Here is a 17955-nt window from a genome sequence, read left to right as displayed (position 1 = left end):
ATCCTTTCAAGCGAGTACAGATACCCCATGGCGTTACTGAGCGACAGCGAGCAGCGTAAGGTGGCCGAGACGATCCAGCGAATCGAGCGGGAGACCGATGCCGAATTGGTCACCGTGCTGGCTGCCCAGGCCGATGACTACGCCTATATCCCCCTGCTATGGGCCGGCATTCTGGCCCTGGTGGTCCCCGGCGCGATCAACTACTTCCCTGGCTGGTGGGATGCCACCACGCTACTGCTGGTCCAGTGGGCCACCTTCGTGGTGGCGGCCCTGGTGTGCCGGAGGCCCGCCGTCACCACGCGGCTCATTCCCCGCAGGGTACGCCACTGGCGCGCCGCGAACCTGGCCCGCCGCCAGTTTCTCGAACAGAACCTGCACCACACCGAGGCGGGCACCGGGATGCTGATTTTCGTCTCGGAGGCGGAGCGCTACGTGGAGATCCTGGTCGACCGAGGCATTTCCGAGCGTCTCGGTGACGATACCTGGCAGGACATCGTCGCCGACTTCACCCATCACGTCCGCCAGGGGCAGACGGCACAGGGGTTCGTGGAATGCATCGAGTCATGCGGAAAGCACCTCCAGCGTGAGTTGCCCGCTACCCACCTGCGCAATGAGCTGCCCAACCGTCTGGTGATCCTCGACTAGCCGGCGGCTCGCCGCCCGCGCTCCTCTCGTTCCCCTTCATTCCCCATTCACCCACATATCCCCATTCAAAAGTAGGCGCTGGGCGGTTGCTCGGCGTCGTCGTCTGGCGTAACCGACTCATGGCATTGCCGCGCCGCCCGGTCGAGGGCGATGGCCGCTCCCGGTAGCTGAAAGTTCAGGTACCAGGGCTCGCTGCCGTTCTCGATCTGGAGGCGCAGGGTGTCGCCCACGTGCAGTTCGTGCAGCAATCGATAGGGAGCGGCATTGGTGAAGCTTACGTAGGCGCCGTTATCGCCGCGCTCCTTGGCAAGCGTTGCCGGCCCCGCGTGAGCGGTGAAGCGGTCGATGCGCAGGGCGGCGTCGGCGCTGACGGTCTCGTCGCGGCTTGCCACTTCGCCCATGTCGACGCGCAGCTCCAGCCGCGGCCGGCATTCGGGCGGCGCGAAATCCACGGAAAAGGCGGTGCCCGGCATGTCGTAGCTGTTGCTGGCCCGGTAGGTGCGTTCCTCGCCGAGCACCAGCGTCATCGATGCCCAGTGGCCTGCCGTCTCGGTATCTTGCTGGTTGTACATCAGCGCCATGGCCGGCGTCGAAAGCCCGACCGTTAGAGCGATCAGCGCCAGGGTTCTCGCGTTCAGCGCCGTCAGCGTTCGCGTTGTCAGGGGCTGCGTGGCGCGCATCCTTTCGGTCATTCCCGTCTCCAGTCCAGCTCATATGCGGTCGATCGTGCGGCCAAGCATACGATATTGCCACGCAGGGCGGCAGCCCATGCCCGGGGTGCGATGGCTTCGCAAGCCGGCGGCCTTCGGCAACAAATCTCGATGGCGATTAAAGCCGGCGGCGCTTATGCCGATAGTTTGTTTGTTGCCCGTTATTGCATCGTGCGCAAAGGAATTGATGGCAAGGAAATCATTGTACAAAGATTTTATATTATTTAATGTTTGTACATGTTGGCCTTGTGACTGGGCAAAAGGTTGTCCACGGTGCATGCGCTTTCTTCGACACGCCAGTATAGGAACAGCACTGTGAAAACCATATTTTCGTGGCTGCGGGGAACGACGATTCGCGCCCGTATGACCGCCGGCTTTGCCAGCGTCCTCTTGCTGATGGTCATCCTGACCGCTGAAGGGGTGCGTGAGGTCAACATGATTGACCACAGCATGAAGGTCATCAACGACGTCAACAGCGTCAAACAGCAGTATGCGGTCGACTACCGGGGCAGCGTTCATGACCGCTCCGTCGCCCTGCGCGACGTGGCGCTGATCAACGACGATGCCAAGCTCGAACCGGTGATCGCCGATATCAGGCGCCTTGCAGGAAACTACCGTGAGGCCGCCGCCGGGATGCAGGAGCTCTTCGCCTCGCGGGATGACATCACCGCCGAGGAGCGTAGTGGCCTGGCCGATATCCAGGCGATCGAAGCCAAGACCATGCCGCTGATCGATAAGGTGATCGAGCTTCGCCAAGCCGGTGATACCGATGCCGCTGAACGAGTGCTGCTCGATCAGGCTGCCCCGGCCTTTACCGCCTGGCTCAATACGATCAACGCCTTCATTGACCTACAGGAGCAGCTCAACGAGGCCGAGACCGGCTTTGCTCGTAACATCGCCGAGAATTTCGAGATCACCATGCTGGCGCTGTGCTTCGGTGCCCTGGTGATCGGTGGCCTGGTCGCCACTCTGCTGACCAGCCTGCTACTGCGTGAGTTCGGCGCCGAACCCTATAAGGTCAAGGCCTTCGCAGAGGCCGTGGGGCGTGGCGACCTAACGCGTAAGGTGACGCTCAAGCCGCAGTATCGCCACAGCATCATGGCATCCCAGATGGAAATGGCGGAACGGCTGCAAAATACCGTACTGGGGGTGCGTCAGTCTGCCGAGTCGGTAGCCACCAATAGCGAGCAGATCGCCGAAGGCAACAACGAGCTGTCGGCACGCACCGAGCAGCAGGCCAGCTCTCTGGCCGAGACCGCTTCGGCCATGGAGGAGCTTGGCAGCACCGTTCAGCAGAACGCCGATAATGCCGTGGAAGCGCGCAAGCAGGCGGCCAACGCCTCGAAGGTGGCCGAGGATGGCGGCGAAGTCGTTGCCAAGGTGGTGCAGACCATGCGCGATATCGACGGCAGTTCCAACGAAGTGGCCGATATCATTTCGATGATCGATGGCATCGCCTTCCAGACCAATATCCTGGCGCTCAACGCCTCCGTTGAGGCGGCACGCGCCGGCGAGCATGGCCGAGGTTTCGCCGTGGTCGCCCAGGAAGTTCGCGAACTGGCCAGCCGTTCCGCGGCGGCCGCCAAGGAGATCAATACGCTGATCACCGCTAACCGCGAGCGTGTCGTTGAGGGCACCGAGCTGGCCTCTCAGGCGGGCAAGACCACCGAGCAGATCGTCGCCTCCGTCAAGCGGGTCACCGAGCTGATGGAAGAAATCAGCAGTGCCACCGCCGAGCAGAGTGATGGGGTGCAGCAGGCCGGCGAAGCCGTGACCCAGATGGACCAAGTGACCCAACAGAACGCTACCCTGGTTCAAGAGAGTGCCACGGCGTCCAACAATCTCAAGGAGCGCGCGCATCGGCTGATGGATCTGATGTCGACCTTCCAGCTTGGCGAGGTCTCGCCGCAGGCTGTTCGTCAAACGTCGGATCGTGCCTTGCCGGCAGCCTCGAGCCAGTCAGGCCAGTCAGGCCAGTCACGGGCATCGTCTCATCGTCTGCCGAGTGCCGGTAATCACGCTCAGCAACGCGAGACCGAGTGGGAAGAGTTCTAACGCTGTTGCTGTTCGCTGCAGGTATCACCCAACGACCGCCTTCGGGCGGTCGTTTTTATATGGGTAAGAGCGGGCTGATCATCGCCATTGTTAGACAAAGGCGAGGTCATGGTGCGCTAGGCGGATTGCCCCGCAGAGATGGCTTGCCGGCGCTTGACCCATTCCCAGGCCTTCTCGTGAAAGAAATAGGCGACGGTGTTAACCGCAGGTTCGGTCAGGGCGATGACGCCACCCAGTACCCAGCTGCCGGTCAGCAAGTAAGTCACCGTGAAGGCCACGGAAAAATGGACGATAGCGAAGGTAGCGGTCTTGATCATGTCGGGGACTCCGTCAAGAGCTCTGGTAAGCGTTAGCCTTAATATAGGAGAGTGATTCTCATTTATAAAAACAGTTGAGGTTATTCTTTTCATAGCTCATGGCTATCGATGCTTGCCATGAGCTGGCAAGAAGGGGCTCGCGACAGTGGACAGGCCGACTGCGATCGGCATACTGAGACAAGAAGCGATAACAGCTTGGAAATGGCAGGGAACTCAGGGGAAAACGACGATGCGGGATATAACAACAAGGCGACCCGCCACCCGGACACGGCCGGCGCGTGCCACGGTACCACTCATGATGGCTGTCGGTATGGGCATGTTGCTGATGCTGATAGGGGGCATTGCCCAGGCCGACAATCCACGTTATGCGGGGCTCGTCGCCGACGCGGCGAGCGGTGAAGTGGTTTATGCAGAAAACGCCGAGGCCCGTCGCTATCCGGCCTCGTTGACCAAGATGATGACCCTCTATCTGCTGTTCGAGGCCATCGAGCAGGGGCGGCTGAATATCGATGATGCCCTGCCGGTCTCCACCCATGCGGCCTCGATGCCGGCCTCGAAGCTGTGGCTGCGGGCCGGTGATAGTATCCGGGTGGGCGACGCCATTCCTGCCCTGGTGGTGCGCTCGGCCAACGATGTGGCCGTGGTAGTGGCCGAGGCCCTGGGGGGCAGCGAAACGGCCTTCGCCCAGCTCATGACCGTTCGAGCACGCAGGATGGGAATGGAGTCGACGCATTTCCGCAACGCCTCCGGACTGCCTGACGACGCCCAGGTGACTACCGCGCGGGACATGGCCACCCTGGCCGTCGCCCTGATGCGGGACTTCCCCGAATACTACGGCGAATTCTCGCGCACCGAGTTCGTCTTTCGCGGCAAGCGCCAGCGCGGCCACAATCGGCTGTTGAGCCACTATCCCGGCGCCGATGGCCTCAAGACGGGTTTCATCCGGGCCTCGGGCTTCAATGTGGCGACCTCGGCCGTACGTGACGATCGACGCCTCATCGCTGTGGTGATGGGCGGCTTCACCTCGCGCTCGCGGGATAAGCACATGGCGGATCTGCTCGATCGCGGCTTCGCCCGTCTGGGCCTGCAGGAGCGCACGGACTGGCTGGCGGATACCGACATTTCCGGCCCCATTGCCTCGCTGCCGCCCCTTGCCGTCGACCCGAGCCGGGCCAACATGCCGGCGCTGCTAGCCGCGGTGAAGGCCGAGCCTGCCGCTCGCCTGGCATCCAACTCAGCCGATCCGATCCGGGCGCTGCTGGAACGTAATGCCCAGGGGGATGGCGGCAGTGACTGGGGGGTGCGTAATGCCAGCCAGGACGTGGCCCGCTAGTCCATTAACCGAGCTAGGCAGCCCTGCAAGATAGCTCTGCTAATAGCCCAGCCAACGCGTTTAGATCGTCACTGGCTCGCTCTCAGGGCGCTGCATGAAACGATTATTCTCCGCGCAACGCCCCCGTCATGTGAACACGGCGGGGGCGTTGCGCTCTTATCGGGAGGTATCGATCAGTTCTCCGGGAAGGGATGAATGGCCTCCTGTGGCAACACGACCCTGACCCTCAGGCCGCCTTGGGGAGCGCTTTCCAGCGCCAGTTCACCGCCATGACGCTGCACCAGGCGATCGACGATGGAAAGCCCCAGACCCGCTCCCGCACCTGGGCCGGCGCGATGGAAGCGTTCGATGACCTTGCGACGCTCGGCGGCGGGTATGCCGGGGCCTTGGTCGTCGACGATCAGCGTGAAGTGCCGCGAGGCATGGCGTCGGCCAATGCCTTTATCGGTGCCGTTCCCCGGTTTCGGGGTGGCGCGGTGCCTAGCGTCGGGTTCGGCAGCCGAGGCGGTGCTGGGCTCGACGCTTAGCGCGACGCGCACCGTCGAGCCCGCCGGGGCATGATGCAGGGCGTTGCCGACCAGGTTCTGCACCAGGGTATCGACGCAGCCAGGCTCGGTGGTGAGTCGCCAGTCCTGGCTCTCGTCGGCGTCGAGCTGAAGTTCCAGCGACGCTTCGCCAGCCAGCGGGGAGAGCTTGGCCAGGGCCTCGCGGGTTTCGCTGAGCAGATCAATCCGCTGGCGCGGGTGGTCGGCGTCCTGGTCGGGGTCGAGCCTGGCCAACGTCAACAGCTGTGAGACCAGTCGGGTCGCCCGCTCGACGCCGGCCTGCAGCTGATCCAGCGACTCCCGGCGGTCCTTGGGCTGGGTGGTGTCGCGAGCGTTCTGGGCATGCAGGCCAAGCACCGCAAGCGGCGTGCGCAGCTCATGGGCGGCATCGGCGATAAAGCGCTTCTCGCGGGTGCGCAGGCCGCGAATCTGATCGAGCAGCCGGTTCAGCGCGCCGGTAATGGTGGCCAGCTCCTGCGGTAGAGGGGCCAGCATCAGCGGCTGCAGGTTGTGTGGGTCGCGCTCTCGGATCTGCTGCGCCATGCGCGATAGCGGTTTCAGCCCCCAGCCGATCGCCCACCACAGCAGCAACGTCAGAATCGGCAGGCCAACCAGGTCGGGGATCAGGGTACGCAGGGCGATCAGGGTCACCAGTTCGCCGCGCACGTCCTCACGTTCCGCCACCACGACGCGAAGCCCCGGTGAGGTGGAGTCGTCGGGCGCGGTGAGGGCGAAGATCCGCCACTCGAAGTTACCGAGTTTGGCGCTGCCATAGCCGTCACGATTGACTTCCAGGGGGGATTGCGGGGCCCGCGCCGAGCGCAGCAGCAGTTGGTCCTGCTGCCAGACCTGGAACACCAGCTTGCTCTCGTAGCGGTGTCCAGCCACGTTCATGTCGGCGTTGTCGGCGCGCGCCAGGGCCCGGTCCAGGCTTTCGAGCAGGCCGGCGCGCTGTTCCTGGACCAGCGGTGCCTGCATCAGCCCCTGAATCAGCCGGGCGTTCTGCGCCAGGCGAGCATCGAAGAGTTCCTCGACCTCGTGGGTGGCATCCCGATAGCTGGTGATGCCGATGACCAGCATGCTGATCGCGAACATCAACAGCACCAGGCCGAGAGTGCGGCGTCGAATCGAGGTCATGAGGCGCCGTTACCGGAGGTGTCATTCGGTTTGTCGAGCACATAGCCGATGCCGCGCACGGTGCGAATCAGCCCCGGAAACAGCTTGCGGCGCAGGTGGTGCACGTGGACCTCGATGGCATTGCTCTCCACATCCTCGTCCCAGCCATAGAGCAGGCTGGCCAGGGTATCGCGGGTGAAGACGCGGCCCGGATGGCTCAAGAACTCCTGCAGCAGGGTGAATTCGCGTCGGGAAAGATTGACCGGCGCTCCCTGGTGACTGACCTGGTGTTCGGCGGCATCGAGACGGATGCCGTGAATCTCGATGGCACTGTTCACCTGGCCGTGGCTGCGCCGCAGCAGCGCGCGCAGGCGGGCCTTGAGCTCAGCGACCTCGAAGGGCTTGATCAGATAGTCGTCGGCGCCGGCATCCAGCCCGTTGATGCGATCCTCGATGCCGTCCCGGGCGGTCAGCACCAATACCGGCACCGGGTTGTCGCGCCCGCGCAGCTGCTTGAGCAGGCTCATGCCGTCGAGCTTGGGCAGCCCCAGGTCGAGAATCACCACGTCGAAGGGTTCGCCATCGTTGAGAGTCGCCAGGGCCGAGCGGCCATCGCCCAGCACATCGACGGTGTAATGTTCGGACTTGAGCGCCAGGCGAATGCCCGAGGCCAGGCTGGGGTCGTCCTCGACCAGCAGTACTCGCATGCCTGTTCCCTGTAGATCCTGTGAATGATGTGGCGTTCCACGCCGGCCGCCAACGACGACGCAGCCCTCGTCTCTCGAGGGCCGCGCTCAGTGCCCGCTCGCCTCTGCGTGCAGTCTAAGGTAGCTGGTCGAGAAGCGCTTGGATCTCCTCGCGACGCCCGCGATCGGCGAGCTCGCGTCCGGGCCGCGGCGGTGCCTCGAGGGCCTGTTCCAGGGCCTGGCGGGCCTCGGCGTCGCGGCCCTGCTGGTGCAGATAGTCGCCCCAGAAGTACAGGCTGTCGATCCCATCGGGATTGAACTTCAGCGCCTGTTGCAGGTGCCACTCGGCCTTGTCGTCGTCACCAAAGGCCAGTGGCCAGCCCGGCACCTGATAATAGAGCGCGCCGAGGCTGGTATAGGCCGAGCCTTCGAGGGCCGCCGGGTCCAGGTCGATGGCGGTTTCCAGGTCGTCTCGCGCGGCCTTGACCAGTGACAGGGCGCCGAGCCCGCCCTGGGCGCCGGCCTCGGTCGAGCGCACGATGCCAGCCCAGATATACAGCTCGGCGGCTTCGGGGTAGCGGGACAGATAACCGTCAGCCTGGTGTTCCAGATCCTCGAGAGCCTTGGCTTGGGCGTCTTCCGGCATCTGGTAGTGAATCTCGGCCCAGCGCTGCTGGAGGTTGTGTACGGCATCTTCGACGTCGGGCGTCATGGCCAGGGCGGGCAGGCTGACGAGGGCCAGCAGACCGACGGCCAGGGCGCGGCAGGCGACGGCTGAGAACGCCGCAGTGACGCCAGCGGCGCGTCGGGCTTGGCGCGCATGCGGTCGAGCTTGATTGGCTTGAGTGTTCATGGCGTCTTCCTCAGGGCTTGCCGACGAAGCGGCGAATGATCGGCAGTTGGCGATGCAGGGCGCGATCGACCAACCGCGGCACGATGGCGTTGAGCCGCACGAAGAGGCTTTCCGGCCACCCCACCTGGGTCTCCTCGCGCTGTCCTTCGATGGCTCGGCGAACGGCTCGCGCCACCCGCTCGGGCGTGTCCATGGTGGTGCCCAGCGCCTCGTTCATGGCGTCCACCTTCGGGCTGTTCATGGCGGTGCGGGTCGCGCGCGGGGCGACATACAGCACCCGCACCCGGGTATCGGCCAGCTCACGGCGCAGCGCCTGGGAAAAGCCGCGCAGCGCGAACTTGGTGGCACAGTAGCTGGCCTGGGACGGATAGCCGATGGCGCCGAAGGTCGAGCCCACATTGACCAGCTGACCCTGGCGGGCCGCCATCAACTGTGGCAACAGCTGATGAATCAACTGCAGGGTGGCGGTCAGATTGACGTTGATCAGCTCGGCGATGCTGTCTTCCGCCTCGTTCTCGAACAGGCCGACATGATTGATGCCGGCCGCGTTGATCAGCACATTGCAGTCGGCACGCCGCGCCGCCTCGGCCAGACGCGCGCGGTCGTCGGCGTCGGTCAGGTCGGCGGCTTCCACGCTGATGTGTTCGGGGTTCTCGGCCGCCAGCGCGGCCAGGGCCTGACGGTTGCGACCGCTGGCCAGCACATGGGCGCCGGTGGCGGCCAGCTCCTTGACCAGGGCACGGCCGATGCCGCCGCTGGCACCGGTGACCAGGATGCGCTGAGCCGGCCAGCCGCCCTCCAGGGAGGGCTTTCGCGACCAGGGAAACTTAGCAGAGGGCATCGGCGAGCTCCCGGCTGACATCGCCATCGCCACAGGCGGCTTCGACGCCGCGGAACATGGCGCCGTACAGGCGATAGACCATGGCGGCGGTGTCGATCACCGCGGCCAGGTCGTCTTCGTCGAGAGTGTCGATGAGCTTCTCAAAGAAGGCCATGTGGCCGATATCCAGGCTGCCGTGGGAGAGCAGGTAGCGAAAGGCCTCCTTGGGCAGGCCGAGGCGCTGCTGGAGCGCCTCGGCGGCCTGGGTGGCCAGCGCCGTACTGGTGCCTTCCAGTACCAACACCATGCCGAAGAAGCCCACCGGGTTGTCGTGGGTAATCACGTCGCGCACATGGCCGACCATCAGTCGGGTCGCCGGCGCCGGCATGGCCGCCGCCACGGCATCGGGGTCGCCGCCCGCGACGCGAATGTCGTCGAGAATCCACTTCTCGTGGCCATGCTCCTCGTCGATGTACTCCACCAAGGCATCGCGTAGCCACCCCTTGGTGGCGGGCAGCCTGGCGCCGCAGGCCATCATCAAGGGCACGGTGAAGCGCACGTGGTGATAGGCCTGGCCGAGAAAGGCCAGGTATTCGGCGTGGCTGACCTCGCCACGCTGAGCCCGCTGCAATAGCGGGATGGAAAGCATGGCCTCGCGCTCGGTCTGGGTCTCGGCAAGCAGGCGTTGGTAGGCGCTCATGAGGCGGCTCCTGTGGTATCGAAAGAAGGGGATGCAGGCGTCGGCGTGACGGTCGATTCGGTCTCGGCGCTCAGCCAGTCACGGTAGGCCTCGAAGACGCTCGCGCGCCGCAGGCGTCCATTGGCCGTGAGTTGATCATTGGCGGGCGTAAAGGGCGTCGTGCGCCGCCAGGCGTGCACCCGTGCATAGTCAGGCAGCCGGGCATTGGCGGCGCTGATGGCCGCGGCCAGGGTGGCATCGTCGCTGCTCGGGTCCCGAGGCACGATCAGCGCCCGGTTGTGGTCCAGCGCTTCGCCATGCACCAGGGCCTGGGCGATCATCGGCTGCAGAGTGAGTTCGGACTCGACCCACTGTGGGTCGACGTTGCGACCGTAGGCGGTAATGAAGACCTCGCGGCGGCGGCCGTCGAGATGCAAGCGCTCGCCGTCCGGGTAAGACACCAGGCGGCCCAGGTCATCGCTTGAATACCAGTCGCCGATGGGGGCTTCGCCAAGATAGCCGAGCATGGTGGCGCCGCTGATCTCGACGTCACCGTCGGCGGAGAGGCGCACCTTGGCATGGGCCAGCGGGCGGCCGACGCCGTGAGCCGGCTCGCCGGGGCGGTTCAGGCAGACCACCGAGGCGCACTCCGATAGCCCGTAGCCTTCGAAGACCGGCCAGCCGCGCTCTTCCGCCTGGGCAAGCAGCACCGGGGCCAGGCGGGCCCCGCCGGCCGCGACGAAGGACAGACTCTCCGGCGCCTCCGGGGCTAAGGCCAGCAGGGCCTGGAGCAGCTGCGGCACCAGGATCAGGCTCTGGGGCTTCACGGACTCGATGACCGACATCGCGGTGCGCGGGCAGAAGCCGCTGGCGCCCTGCCAGCCGAGCGTCGCCATGTTCGGAAGGTGGCAGCTCGCACCGAGCCATAGCGGCACATAGAGCCCGCCGATATTCTCGAGCAGGGTGGCCAGCGGCAGCATGGCCAGGTGGCGACGGATGTCGAGGGGCGCGACGAGAGTGGCAATGCTTTCGGCGACCCGCAGCATGGCCGTGTTATCGAGACACACGCCCTTGGGCGCGCCGCTGGTGCCGGAGGTGAAGGTGATCTTGGCGGTGCCCGCATGCATCTCGGGAGGCCGGCTGACCGTTCGGCAGGCGATGGCGGCATCGTCGCTCGGGGCGAAGCCGAGTGCGGTCGCTTCAAAGCCGGCGCCGATCCAGCCATCCAGCCCTGCGCTGGCGACCAGGTGCTTGCGCTGTGAGGCGGAGAAGAAGCCCGGCACCGGGACGGCCACTCGCTCATCGCTGAGCAGGGCGAGATCCCACAGCGCCCACTCGAGTCCGTTATCCAGCGCCAGGCCAACGCGCCGGGCATTCCGCGCCGCCAGCCGTTCGCGCCGCCGGTCGACTTCGGCGAGCAGCTCGGCGTAGCTCAACCGTGCCTGCCCGTCGTCCAGGGCGATGTGGTCGGGCCGGGCCCGGGCATGCTCCGCGATGGCCGCCAGGAAGCGCTTGCGTTCAGCGGACATGGCGGCCCTCCCGCTGGCGGCTGGGCAACATCCCCTGGGCCTCGAGGTTGGCATAGGCAAGCGTCAGCGAGCCGCCCATCACCCAGGGCACCAGCTCGTAGTAACTGCCCCAGGCCTCGCGGCTCTGGGCTGAGAGGCGTGCCGGGTCGGCCAGCGCCAAGGGGCTGGCGGAAAGCCCCAGTCGGCGAAAGCCATTGCGCACCGCAGGAGTCGCGGTGAAGACCAGCCAGGCATAGCCCTCGTCGTGCAGCTGCTCGACCAGGTTCAGAATCAGCGCGCGCTGCAGCCCAGGGCGCTTGCAGGCCAGGTTGCCGATCTCGACGATGCTCGAGCGGTCCACCGGCTGGCCGAAGGATTCGCTAAGGGTCCGCTCGATGGAGGTATCGAGATAGGCTTCGAGAAACAGGGGTGCATCGTCGGCGCACTGGGCGCCGACGGCCGCCTGAGCAAGCTCGCCCTGCCAGAGGCCCAGCAGACGAGGCAGGAAGTGGCTGATCCGGGCGCCGTGGTCGCCAGCGAAGCGCTCCCGTATCAGCGTCTCGAGGGCGGACCGCTGATGGCGGTTTTCGGCGATATGCCAGGAGAGCGGTGCGCTTGTTCGCAGCCCCGTTCGCAGCCCTGAACGGTCAGACGATCGTTCGGCCGAGCTTACGCCGGGCAGCGGATCGGGCAAGTTGTTGGCAAGCGTACCGCCAAGAGTGCGGTCACGAGTACCTTCAAGAGTACCTTCAAGAGTACCCGACGGGGGAGCGGAGAGGGTGCCCGGTAAGGTGGCGCCGGCTCGGCCTTCTAGCGGTGCATCGAACAGGGACGTAGCTGGGTGATAGGACATCAGGGTCGCCTCCATGAGCTTCCCTGACAGTGTGGTCGGCGAGTATTAACGCTGGCTTAAGATAGCCACCCCCATTCGAATATGTGTGGGGATATTTTCAACAGCGGATATAGCCCCATCCAGCGGCCTGATGCTCGGCCAGGGTGACCACCGCCGCTTCGACTTCCTCGATGCCTGCCGGGTTCTCGAGCCCCTGGGCCGTCAGCGAGTTGCGGCACAGCCGCAGCAGCGGGTCGGTGGCCGCATCGGGGGTTTCCAGCGCCGCCGCAACACCGCCGCCGTTGGCGACGATCAGCACCTCGGCGCTTGGGCGCGCGGCCAGCAGGTTGACGGCATTGCGCCGGGCCCTGGCAAGCGAGCCGGGGGTGGGGGCATGCAGCAGTACGTTAAGGGTCGACATGGCGAGACTCCAGACATGATGTAAAACGCGACGTAAAGGCTGGCCGCTCGGTTAATTTTCACCTTCATGCTGCATGTTCAGAGAGCGCGTATCAGGGCGCATCGTTGGCAGCCGAGGTGCCGATCAGGCCTTCGATGCGCTGCACGCACTCGGCGAAGCCGGGGTGCTCGCGGCGCTCCTCTTTGGGCAGCGCGACATCGATCACATCGCGCATGCCGGCCGGGGTGTCGTCCTTTCCACCGCCCAGCACCAGCACCCGGTCGGCCAGCAGCACGGCCTCCTCGATATCGTGGGTGACGAAGACGATGGCGGCGTCGCTTCGGCGCCGCAGGTCGACGAGCTCGTTCTGCAGGCGGCGCCGGGTGATGGCATCCAGCGCCGAGAAGGGCTCGTCCATGAACAGCACGCGCGGCCGCACGGCCAATGCCCGGGCGATGCCGACCCGCTGCTGCTGGCCGCCAGACAGGGTATGCGGCCAACGCTCGGCGTAGTCGTCGAGGCCGACCAGCGCCAGGGGCTCCAGGGCGCGCTCGCGTCGTTGGGCCCTGGACAGCGACAAGCCCTCGAGGCCCAGTTCGACGTTGGCGCGCACCCGGCGCCAAGGGAAGAGGCGCGGTGCCTGGAAGACCATCGACCAGGCGCGGGTGTCGGGGCTGTTGCCGGCGGGGATCTCGACCTCTCCCCGGCGGGGGGCGATCAGCCCGGCCAGGGCGCGCAAGAGGGTCGACTTGCCGACCCCCGAGGCGCCGACCACGGCGACGAACTCACGGGGCTGCACCTCGAGATCGACGCCTTGCAGGATGGTGGTGCCGCTAAAGCCGAGGCTGACTCCCTGGGCGCGCAGCACCGCCGAGGACGCATCATCTTGAAGGGGAGTATCGCTCAGGGTTGCCACCGCAGCATCCTCCGTTGCACGACCATGAACAGCGCATCGAACAGCGCATAGAGTCCGGCGATGGTCAGCATGTAGACCACCACGATATCGGTGGCCAGCAGGCCCGAGGCTTCCATCATGCGCTGGCCAATTCCGGGAATGCCGAATAGCTCGGCGGCGACCACGGTCATCCAGCCCTGGCCGAGGCCGGCGCGCAGGCCGCCGAGGATGCCCGGTGCTGCGGCCGGCAGGCTGACCTTGGCCAGGCGGTCCACGAAGCGCTGCTGGCCGAAGGCGATGGCGACCTCGTCATAGCCCGGGTCCACCGAGCGCACCGCGCTGTAGCTGGTGAAGTAATTGATCCAGAACACGCCGATGCTGATGATAAAGGCCGCCGCGGTGGGGTTGACGCCGAACCAGATGATGGCGAACGGAATCCAGGCCAGCGGCGGAATCGGTCGCAGCAGCCGGGCGAGCCAGGCGTGCAGGGCGTTGAAGGTCGGCACCAGGGCGGCGCCGACACCGACCGTGATGCCGAGCAGCGAGCCGATCGCCACGCCCACGGCGTAGTGCGACAGGCTGGAGCGGACCACTTCGAACCAGATGCCGTCGGCGATCTCGGCCCAGAATACGCCGGGAATGGTCGACGGCAGCGGCACCAGGTTGCCCGGCAGCAACCCGGCGCGCAGGCTCACCTCCCACAGGGCGATGAAGCCGGCAAGCCCCAGGGCGCTGATCAATAGGCGGCGGGGGCGAGACAGGCGACTCACGGCGCGCTGGCCTCGCCGTCGTTGCCTTCATCCAGCTCGGCCTTGGCGGCGTCATAGAGGCCGGTATCGAACAGCGCCTCGATATCCACCGACTGGCGCAGGGTGCCGTTGTCGAGCTGGAAGTCGCGCATCACGCGGGTAGCGTCGATGATCGCGTGGGGATCGCTCAGATAGTTGGACGACGGCGAACGCAGGGCGGCCTCGACGGTGGCCAGCGGCACCAGGCGCTTGCCGACGAACTCGCGCACATGGGGCGCGGCGCGCTCGGGGTCGTCGACCAGCATGTCGGTGGCACGGATGTGCAGCGCCATCAGCCGCTGCATGGCCTCGGGCTGATCGGCGAGTACGCTTTCGCGGGCGGCCAGCACGGCGCCCGGCTGGTTGGGCAGCATGTCGCCGCCGCGGGCGACCACGCGAGCGCTGTCATCGCGCTCCTGGACGGTGGTCAGGATCGGCTCGAGGATCGAGGCGGCATCCACGGCGCCGGCGAGTAGCGCCTGCTGCACCCGGTCGGCGCCCATGGCGACGATGTCCACGCTATCCAGTGACAGGCCCAACTGCTGGGTCAGGTAGTAGCGCAGTACGGTGTCGGGTACCGAGCCCTTGGGGAAGGTGGCGATCTTGGGCTTGCGGCCCTGCGTCTCGGTGAAGTGGGCGATGGCTTCCTGGGCGGTGGCGTTCTCGAACTCACCGGCGAAGTCGCCGCGGGCCACCAGGCCGATCTGTTCCTTGATGCTGGCGGCGAGCACCTTGAGGGGCACGCCATTGGCGCGGGCCACCATGGCGGGGCCGATACCGAAGTACATGACATCCAGCTCGCCGGAAGCCAGCGCCTGAACCATGGCCGGGCCGCTGGAGAAACGGGTCAACTCGAGATCGAGGCCCGCCTCCTCGGTCCAGCCTTCGCCTTCCATGACGAACAGCTGTGCGACGGGCAGGATCGGCATATAGCCGACCTGAAGGGTGGTGGCGTCATCGGCGGTGTTTGCTTGGGCCAGGCCGGGCAGCGCGAGCAACAAAAGGGCCATGGCGCCCAGGCGGCGGGTGAAGCGCAACATGAGCAGTCTCCGGAAGGCGTAAGGGGCCGCCGATCATATCGGTTGGATCAGTGGCTCGGAAAGTTCTGCTTGGACGATTTGCTTATAACCATATCAATAAAAAAAGACCGCCGCCCCCAAGGGCGACGGTCGGCTGCCGGTGCTCAGCGTTCAAGCCGAGCTGGCGGCACTGGATGCTTACCTCAGCCCTTGTTGGGCTGCTTGGTCACGCGCAGGTAAGGCTTCTTCTCGTCCCAGCCTTGCGGGAACAAGGTCTTGGCTTCCTCATTGCTGACGGCAGGCACGATGATGCAGTCATCGCCGTCGCGCCAGTTGACCGGCGTGGCCACCTTGTAACCGTCGGTGAGCTGCAGGCTGTCGAGCACCCGGAGGATTTCGTCGAAGTTGCGCCCGGTGCTGGCCGGGTAGGTGAGGGTTAGGCGCAGCTTCTTGTTGGGGTCGATGATGAAGACGCTGCGCACCGTCAGGGTGTCGTTGGCGTTGGGATGAATCATGCCGTACAGGTCGCTGACCTTGCGGTCGGCATCGGCCAGCAGCGGGAAGTTCAGCGCCTGGCCCTGGGTCTCCTGGATGTCGCCGACCCAGGTCTTGTGATCGGCAAGCGGATCTACTGACAGGCCGATCGCCTTGGTGTGGCGTTTGTCGAATTCTGGCTTGAGGCGCGAAACCTCGCCTAGCTCGGTGGTGCAGACTGGGGTGAAGTCCTTGGGGTGCGAGAACAGGATCACCCAGCTATCGCCGGCCCACTCATGGAAGTTGATCGGGCCGTCGGTGCTGTCCTGGGTGAAGTCCGGAGCGATATCGCCAAGTTGCAGAGCCATGCTGTCCTCCTTGGAAGTCTGTGATCGTCACATCTTGCCTCACCCTCTATATCAGGACGAGGCGGCCGGGAAACAAGGGCTGCGATAAGCCGATTTCCCATAAGGATATGGTGAAAAATAACCCGCGCGGCAGGATGCCGTCGCAGCTTGCCAACGTTTTCAGGGCGCCGGCGCGGCGGCACCCAGAAAGCGTTTCTGCCAGTAGTCCAGGTCCAGCGAGGTCGTGGTGACCTTTCGTCCGCGTCCCGGAGCGTGAATCATCTGGCCGTTGCCTGCATAGATGCCCACATGGCTGGCGCGGCGACCGCTGCCGAAGAACAGCAGGTCTCCCGGACGTGCCGCCTCGATAGGCGGTAAAGCCTGGTACTGATCATCGGCGGTGCGCGGTACTTGCAGCCCTGCCGCGCGGTAGCTGACCAGCACCAGTCCCGAGCAGTCTAGCCCGTTGGTCGAGGCGCCGCCCCAGCGATAGGGCGTGCCGAGGGCGTCACGGGCCTGGTCGAGCACCAGCAGCCGCTCGATGGAGAGCCCGGCGGCGCGATCATCGGTGGCGAGCTGCGGGCTGGCGCAGCCGGCAAGCAGGGTCAGTAGCAGCAGTAACGGCAGCACGGATGCTGGCAGGCCTATCGGCCTTGATCGTCGAGATATCGCCAGAAGACTCTGCATATCGTTGCGCCTTTGCCTTTCGTGGTGTCGTCGTCTCTCGCCGTGCCTGTTCATTTCTTTTTATCTGTTTGTTTCGGCGTGTCTTTTTATTACCAGTCTTTTTTATTGCGCGGCTAGGCCGGTTGGTGCGATAGCGTTGTCGGCACATTGCTGAGGTGAAGATGGACGGCACAAGCCACGCGCAGCATCGATGCCAGATTGGGCACGCTGCCCTTTTCCGCGATGACTTCGCCATAGAGTTTGCTGATGAAGCGTCCGGCCGTCATGCCCTGATCGTTGGCCAGACAATCGAGGATATCCCAGAACTCGTTTTCCAGCCTGACGCTGGTCACGCTGCCCTGCAGACGGACCGAGCGAGTAGTGCTTTCGTAGCGCTTGGGATGCGTTGATGCATAAACATGACACATGGAATTACCCGCCACATAGGATGCTAATAATTTCTACATTAGCTTCGCTATGAGCAGAGAGCCATGTTGAAGCGCTTAACTTCTACCTTCGGCTAAGTAGTAATCCGCTGTTACCCCGCCTCCCTATTTCAGGCATAGCCTCGGAATCAGATGTCTGTCGCCATGCCGCTGGCATGGTGAGTCATCACCACCTGCGAGGTCGCCGCGAGATGTTGTGACCTCTCTGCTCGATCCCATGGGGAGATTCGTCATGCCGTCCACATCGCTATCACGCCGCACCTTCCTGAAAACGACCGGTGGTGCCCTGGTCGGTACCCTGGCCTTCGCCAGTGGGCCTATCGCTCTGTTGGCCCCCAGTCGTAGCTGGGCCATGCCGCTCGATGCGCTGAGTTCACACGAAGGTGAGGTGTTGCTTCAGGTCACGAAACACCTGTTCCCGCATCCCGGGCTCGAGGATGCCGTCTATGCCTTCGTAGTCAAAGACCTGGACCGTGCCGCCGAGGCCGAGGCTAACCGCACCCTGCTACAGGGAGGGGTCAAGGCGCTCGATGATGATGCCAGCGGCGATTGGCTGGCTCTCGCACCAAATGATCAGTATCTGCGGGTCGCCTCGCTTGAAGGCACGTCCTTCTTCGAGAAGGTCCGCTCCACTGCCATCGTCTCGTTATACAACAATCCTTTGGCCTTCACGCATTTCGGCTACCAGGGCGAGGAGGGCGACAAGGGCTACCTCTACAACGGGTTCAGTGACCTGACCTGGTTGCCCGAACCGCCACAGCCCGCCAACGGCTATATGCCCGGCGAAGTGCCGTCCTGAGTCCTAAAAAAGACAAAAAACG

21 protein-coding genes are annotated in these 17955 nt (G+C 64.9%); 4 read left to right on the top strand and 17 right to left on the bottom strand.

The window, feature by feature from the left end; all coding sequences use genetic code 11:
* Positions 1-27 precede the first annotated feature (27 nt).
* Positions 28-645 carry a TPM domain-containing protein gene (locus HUS66_RS09425; RefSeq protein ID WP_175070649.1) on the top strand — a complete coding sequence of 206 codons (618 nt, stop codon included), beginning with the start codon at positions 28-30 and terminating at the stop codon, positions 643-645.
* 65 nt (positions 646-710) lie between these two features.
* Here the strand turns inward: HUS66_RS09425 and HUS66_RS09420 are convergent, their stop codons facing one another.
* Positions 711-1337, bottom strand: coding sequence for a hypothetical protein (locus HUS66_RS09420; protein ID WP_175070648.1), 627 nt, complete (start codon positions 1335-1337; stop codon positions 711-713).
* Between the two features lie 18 nt (positions 1338-1355).
* A complete protein-coding gene (locus HUS66_RS09415) occupies positions 1356-1634 on the bottom strand; it encodes a hypothetical protein (RefSeq protein WP_175070647.1) in 279 nt (92 codons plus the stop codon).
* Between the two features lie 36 nt (positions 1635-1670).
* On the opposite strand from HUS66_RS09415, the gene HUS66_RS09410 reads away from it, so the two are divergent.
* Positions 1671-3410 (top strand): methyl-accepting chemotaxis protein, encoded by a 1740-nt coding sequence (locus HUS66_RS09410; RefSeq protein ID WP_282848539.1) that lies wholly within the window; start codon positions 1671-1673, stop codon positions 3408-3410.
* 116 nt (positions 3411-3526) lie between these two features.
* Here HUS66_RS09410 and HUS66_RS09405 read toward each other — a convergent pair whose 3' ends face one another.
* Positions 3527-3727 carry a DUF2061 domain-containing protein gene (locus HUS66_RS09405; RefSeq protein WP_175070646.1) on the bottom strand — a complete coding sequence of 67 codons (201 nt, stop codon included), beginning with the start codon at positions 3725-3727 and terminating at the stop codon, positions 3527-3529.
* 295 nt (positions 3728-4022) lie between these two features.
* Here HUS66_RS09405 and HUS66_RS09400 point away from each other — a divergent pair, with 295 nt between their 5' ends.
* Positions 4023-5060 (top strand): D-alanyl-D-alanine carboxypeptidase family protein, encoded by a 1038-nt coding sequence (locus HUS66_RS09400; RefSeq protein WP_340162753.1) that lies wholly within the window; start codon positions 4023-4025, stop codon positions 5058-5060.
* Positions 5061-5233: 173 nt separating this feature from the next.
* On the opposite strand, the gene HUS66_RS09395 is transcribed toward HUS66_RS09400, so the two are convergent.
* From HUS66_RS09395 to HUS66_RS09330, 14 genes are all read right to left on the bottom strand, one after another.
* Positions 5234-6742 carry an ATP-binding protein gene (locus HUS66_RS09395; RefSeq protein WP_175070645.1) on the bottom strand — a complete coding sequence of 503 codons (1509 nt, stop codon included), beginning with the start codon at positions 6740-6742 and terminating at the stop codon, positions 5234-5236.
* The gene (locus HUS66_RS09390; protein WP_175070644.1) at positions 6739-7428 is read right to left on the bottom strand and encodes a response regulator; all 690 of its coding nucleotides are present in this window, start codon (positions 7426-7428) and stop codon (positions 6739-6741) included. Before HUS66_RS09390 ends, HUS66_RS09395 begins: the two co-directional genes overlap by 4 nt.
* 115 nt (positions 7429-7543) lie before the next feature.
* Entirely contained in the window at positions 7544-8260 is a 717-nt protein-coding gene (locus tag HUS66_RS09385) for a hypothetical protein (protein WP_254628770.1), read from the bottom strand.
* Positions 8261-8270: 10 nt separating this feature from the next.
* Positions 8271-9101 (bottom strand): SDR family oxidoreductase, encoded by an 831-nt coding sequence (locus HUS66_RS09380; RefSeq protein ID WP_175070643.1) that lies wholly within the window; start codon positions 9099-9101, stop codon positions 8271-8273.
* The gene (locus HUS66_RS09375; RefSeq protein WP_175070642.1) at positions 9088-9780 is read right to left on the bottom strand and encodes a TenA family transcriptional regulator; all 693 of its coding nucleotides are present in this window, start codon (positions 9778-9780) and stop codon (positions 9088-9090) included. The genes HUS66_RS09380 and HUS66_RS09375 overlap by 14 nt, the downstream gene beginning before the upstream one ends.
* Positions 9777-11288 carry an AMP-binding protein gene (locus HUS66_RS09370; RefSeq protein WP_175070641.1) on the bottom strand — a complete coding sequence of 504 codons (1512 nt, stop codon included), beginning with the start codon at positions 11286-11288 and terminating at the stop codon, positions 9777-9779. The genes HUS66_RS09375 and HUS66_RS09370 overlap by 4 nt, the downstream gene beginning before the upstream one ends.
* The gene (locus HUS66_RS09365; protein ID WP_175070640.1) at positions 11278-12120 is read right to left on the bottom strand and encodes a thermostable hemolysin; all 843 of its coding nucleotides are present in this window, start codon (positions 12118-12120) and stop codon (positions 11278-11280) included. Before HUS66_RS09365 ends, HUS66_RS09370 begins: the two co-directional genes overlap by 11 nt.
* Before the next feature lie 97 nt (positions 12121-12217).
* Positions 12218-12520, bottom strand: a complete 303-nt coding sequence (locus HUS66_RS09360) for a hypothetical protein (protein WP_175070639.1) — start codon at positions 12518-12520, stop codon at positions 12218-12220.
* Positions 12521-12611: 91 nt separating this feature from the next.
* Positions 12612-13415: an ABC transporter ATP-binding protein gene (locus HUS66_RS09355; protein ID WP_282848535.1), complete on the bottom strand. Its 804-nt coding sequence runs from the start codon at positions 13413-13415 to the stop codon at positions 12612-12614.
* On the bottom strand, positions 13403-14164 hold the full coding sequence (locus tag HUS66_RS09350) for an ABC transporter permease (RefSeq protein ID WP_282848533.1): 762 nt from the start codon (positions 14162-14164) through the stop codon (positions 13403-13405). The genes HUS66_RS09355 and HUS66_RS09350 overlap by 13 nt, the downstream gene beginning before the upstream one ends.
* Complete coding sequence (locus tag HUS66_RS09345) at positions 14161-15222, bottom strand: ABC transporter substrate-binding protein (RefSeq protein WP_175070638.1); 1062 nt, start codon at positions 15220-15222, stop codon at positions 14161-14163. Before HUS66_RS09345 ends, HUS66_RS09350 begins: the two co-directional genes overlap by 4 nt.
* Before the next feature lie 182 nt (positions 15223-15404).
* Positions 15405-16043 (bottom strand): peroxiredoxin, encoded by a 639-nt coding sequence (locus HUS66_RS09340; protein WP_175070637.1) that lies wholly within the window; start codon positions 16041-16043, stop codon positions 15405-15407.
* A 159-nt stretch (positions 16044-16202) separates the two neighbouring features.
* Entirely contained in the window at positions 16203-16709 is a 507-nt protein-coding gene (locus HUS66_RS09335) for a C40 family peptidase (protein ID WP_175070636.1), read from the bottom strand.
* Positions 16710-16822: 113 nt separating this feature from the next.
* Positions 16823-17116, bottom strand: coding sequence for a ribbon-helix-helix domain-containing protein (locus HUS66_RS09330; protein ID WP_175070635.1), 294 nt, complete (start codon positions 17114-17116; stop codon positions 16823-16825).
* Positions 17117-17366: 250 nt separating this feature from the next.
* Between HUS66_RS09330 and HUS66_RS09325 the strand changes: the two genes are divergently transcribed.
* A complete protein-coding gene (locus HUS66_RS09325; RefSeq protein ID WP_254628769.1) occupies positions 17367-17933 on the top strand; it encodes a twin-arginine translocation signal domain-containing protein in 567 nt (188 codons plus the stop codon).
* Positions 17934-17955: the final 22 nt, after the last annotated feature.

It is taken from the genome of Onishia taeanensis (assembly GCF_013349955.1).
Taxonomy (GTDB): Bacteria; Pseudomonadota; Gammaproteobacteria; order Pseudomonadales; family Halomonadaceae; genus Onishia; species Onishia taeanensis_B.
Note: the sequence above shows the minus strand (reverse complement) of the source record. Positions and strands in the feature narration are given on the sequence as shown.

What these genes read in the sequence shown, in the direction of transcription:
- HUS66_RS09425 (WP_175070649.1), top strand. Translation starts at nt 28, where the DNA reads ATGGCGTTACTGAGCGACAGCGAGCAGCGTAAGGTGGCCGAGACGATC.
- HUS66_RS09395 (WP_175070645.1), bottom strand. Translation starts at nt 6,742, where the DNA reads ATGACCTCGATTCGACGCCGCACTCTCGGCCTGGTGCTGTTGATGTTC.
- HUS66_RS09335 (WP_175070636.1), bottom strand. Translation starts at nt 16,709, where the DNA reads ATGCAGAGTCTTCTGGCGATATCTCGACGATCAAGGCCGATAGGCCTG.
- HUS66_RS09330 (WP_175070635.1), bottom strand. Translation starts at nt 17,116, where the DNA reads ATGTGTCATGTTTATGCATCAACGCATCCCAAGCGCTACGAAAGCACT.
- HUS66_RS09405 (WP_175070646.1), bottom strand. Translation starts at nt 3,727, where the DNA reads ATGATCAAGACCGCTACCTTCGCTATCGTCCATTTTTCCGTGGCCTTC.
- HUS66_RS09400 (WP_340162753.1), top strand. Translation starts at nt 4,023, where the DNA reads ATGATGGCTGTCGGTATGGGCATGTTGCTGATGCTGATAGGGGGCATT.
- HUS66_RS09360 (WP_175070639.1), bottom strand. Translation starts at nt 12,520, where the DNA reads ATGTCGACCCTTAACGTACTGCTGCATGCCCCCACCCCCGGCTCGCTT.
- HUS66_RS09345 (WP_175070638.1), bottom strand. Translation starts at nt 15,222, where the DNA reads ATGTTGCGCTTCACCCGCCGCCTGGGCGCCATGGCCCTTTTGTTGCTC.
- HUS66_RS09325 (WP_254628769.1), top strand. Translation starts at nt 17,367, where the DNA reads ATGCCGTCCACATCGCTATCACGCCGCACCTTCCTGAAAACGACCGGT.
- HUS66_RS09390 (WP_175070644.1), bottom strand. Translation starts at nt 7,428, where the DNA reads ATGCGAGTACTGCTGGTCGAGGACGACCCCAGCCTGGCCTCGGGCATT.
- HUS66_RS09420 (WP_175070648.1), bottom strand. Translation starts at nt 1,337, where the DNA reads ATGACCGAAAGGATGCGCGCCACGCAGCCCCTGACAACGCGAACGCTG.
- HUS66_RS09375 (WP_175070642.1), bottom strand. Translation starts at nt 9,780, where the DNA reads ATGAGCGCCTACCAACGCCTGCTTGCCGAGACCCAGACCGAGCGCGAG.
- HUS66_RS09340 (WP_175070637.1), bottom strand. Translation starts at nt 16,043, where the DNA reads ATGGCTCTGCAACTTGGCGATATCGCTCCGGACTTCACCCAGGACAGC.
- HUS66_RS09370 (WP_175070641.1), bottom strand. Translation starts at nt 11,288, where the DNA reads ATGTCCGCTGAACGCAAGCGCTTCCTGGCGGCCATCGCGGAGCATGCC.
- HUS66_RS09380 (WP_175070643.1), bottom strand. Translation starts at nt 9,101, where the DNA reads ATGCCCTCTGCTAAGTTTCCCTGGTCGCGAAAGCCCTCCCTGGAGGGC.
- HUS66_RS09365 (WP_175070640.1), bottom strand. Translation starts at nt 12,120, where the DNA reads ATGTCCTATCACCCAGCTACGTCCCTGTTCGATGCACCGCTAGAAGGC.
- HUS66_RS09415 (WP_175070647.1), bottom strand. Translation starts at nt 1,634, where the DNA reads ATGCACCGTGGACAACCTTTTGCCCAGTCACAAGGCCAACATGTACAA.
- HUS66_RS09385 (WP_254628770.1), bottom strand. Translation starts at nt 8,260, where the DNA reads ATGAACACTCAAGCCAATCAAGCTCGACCGCATGCGCGCCAAGCCCGA.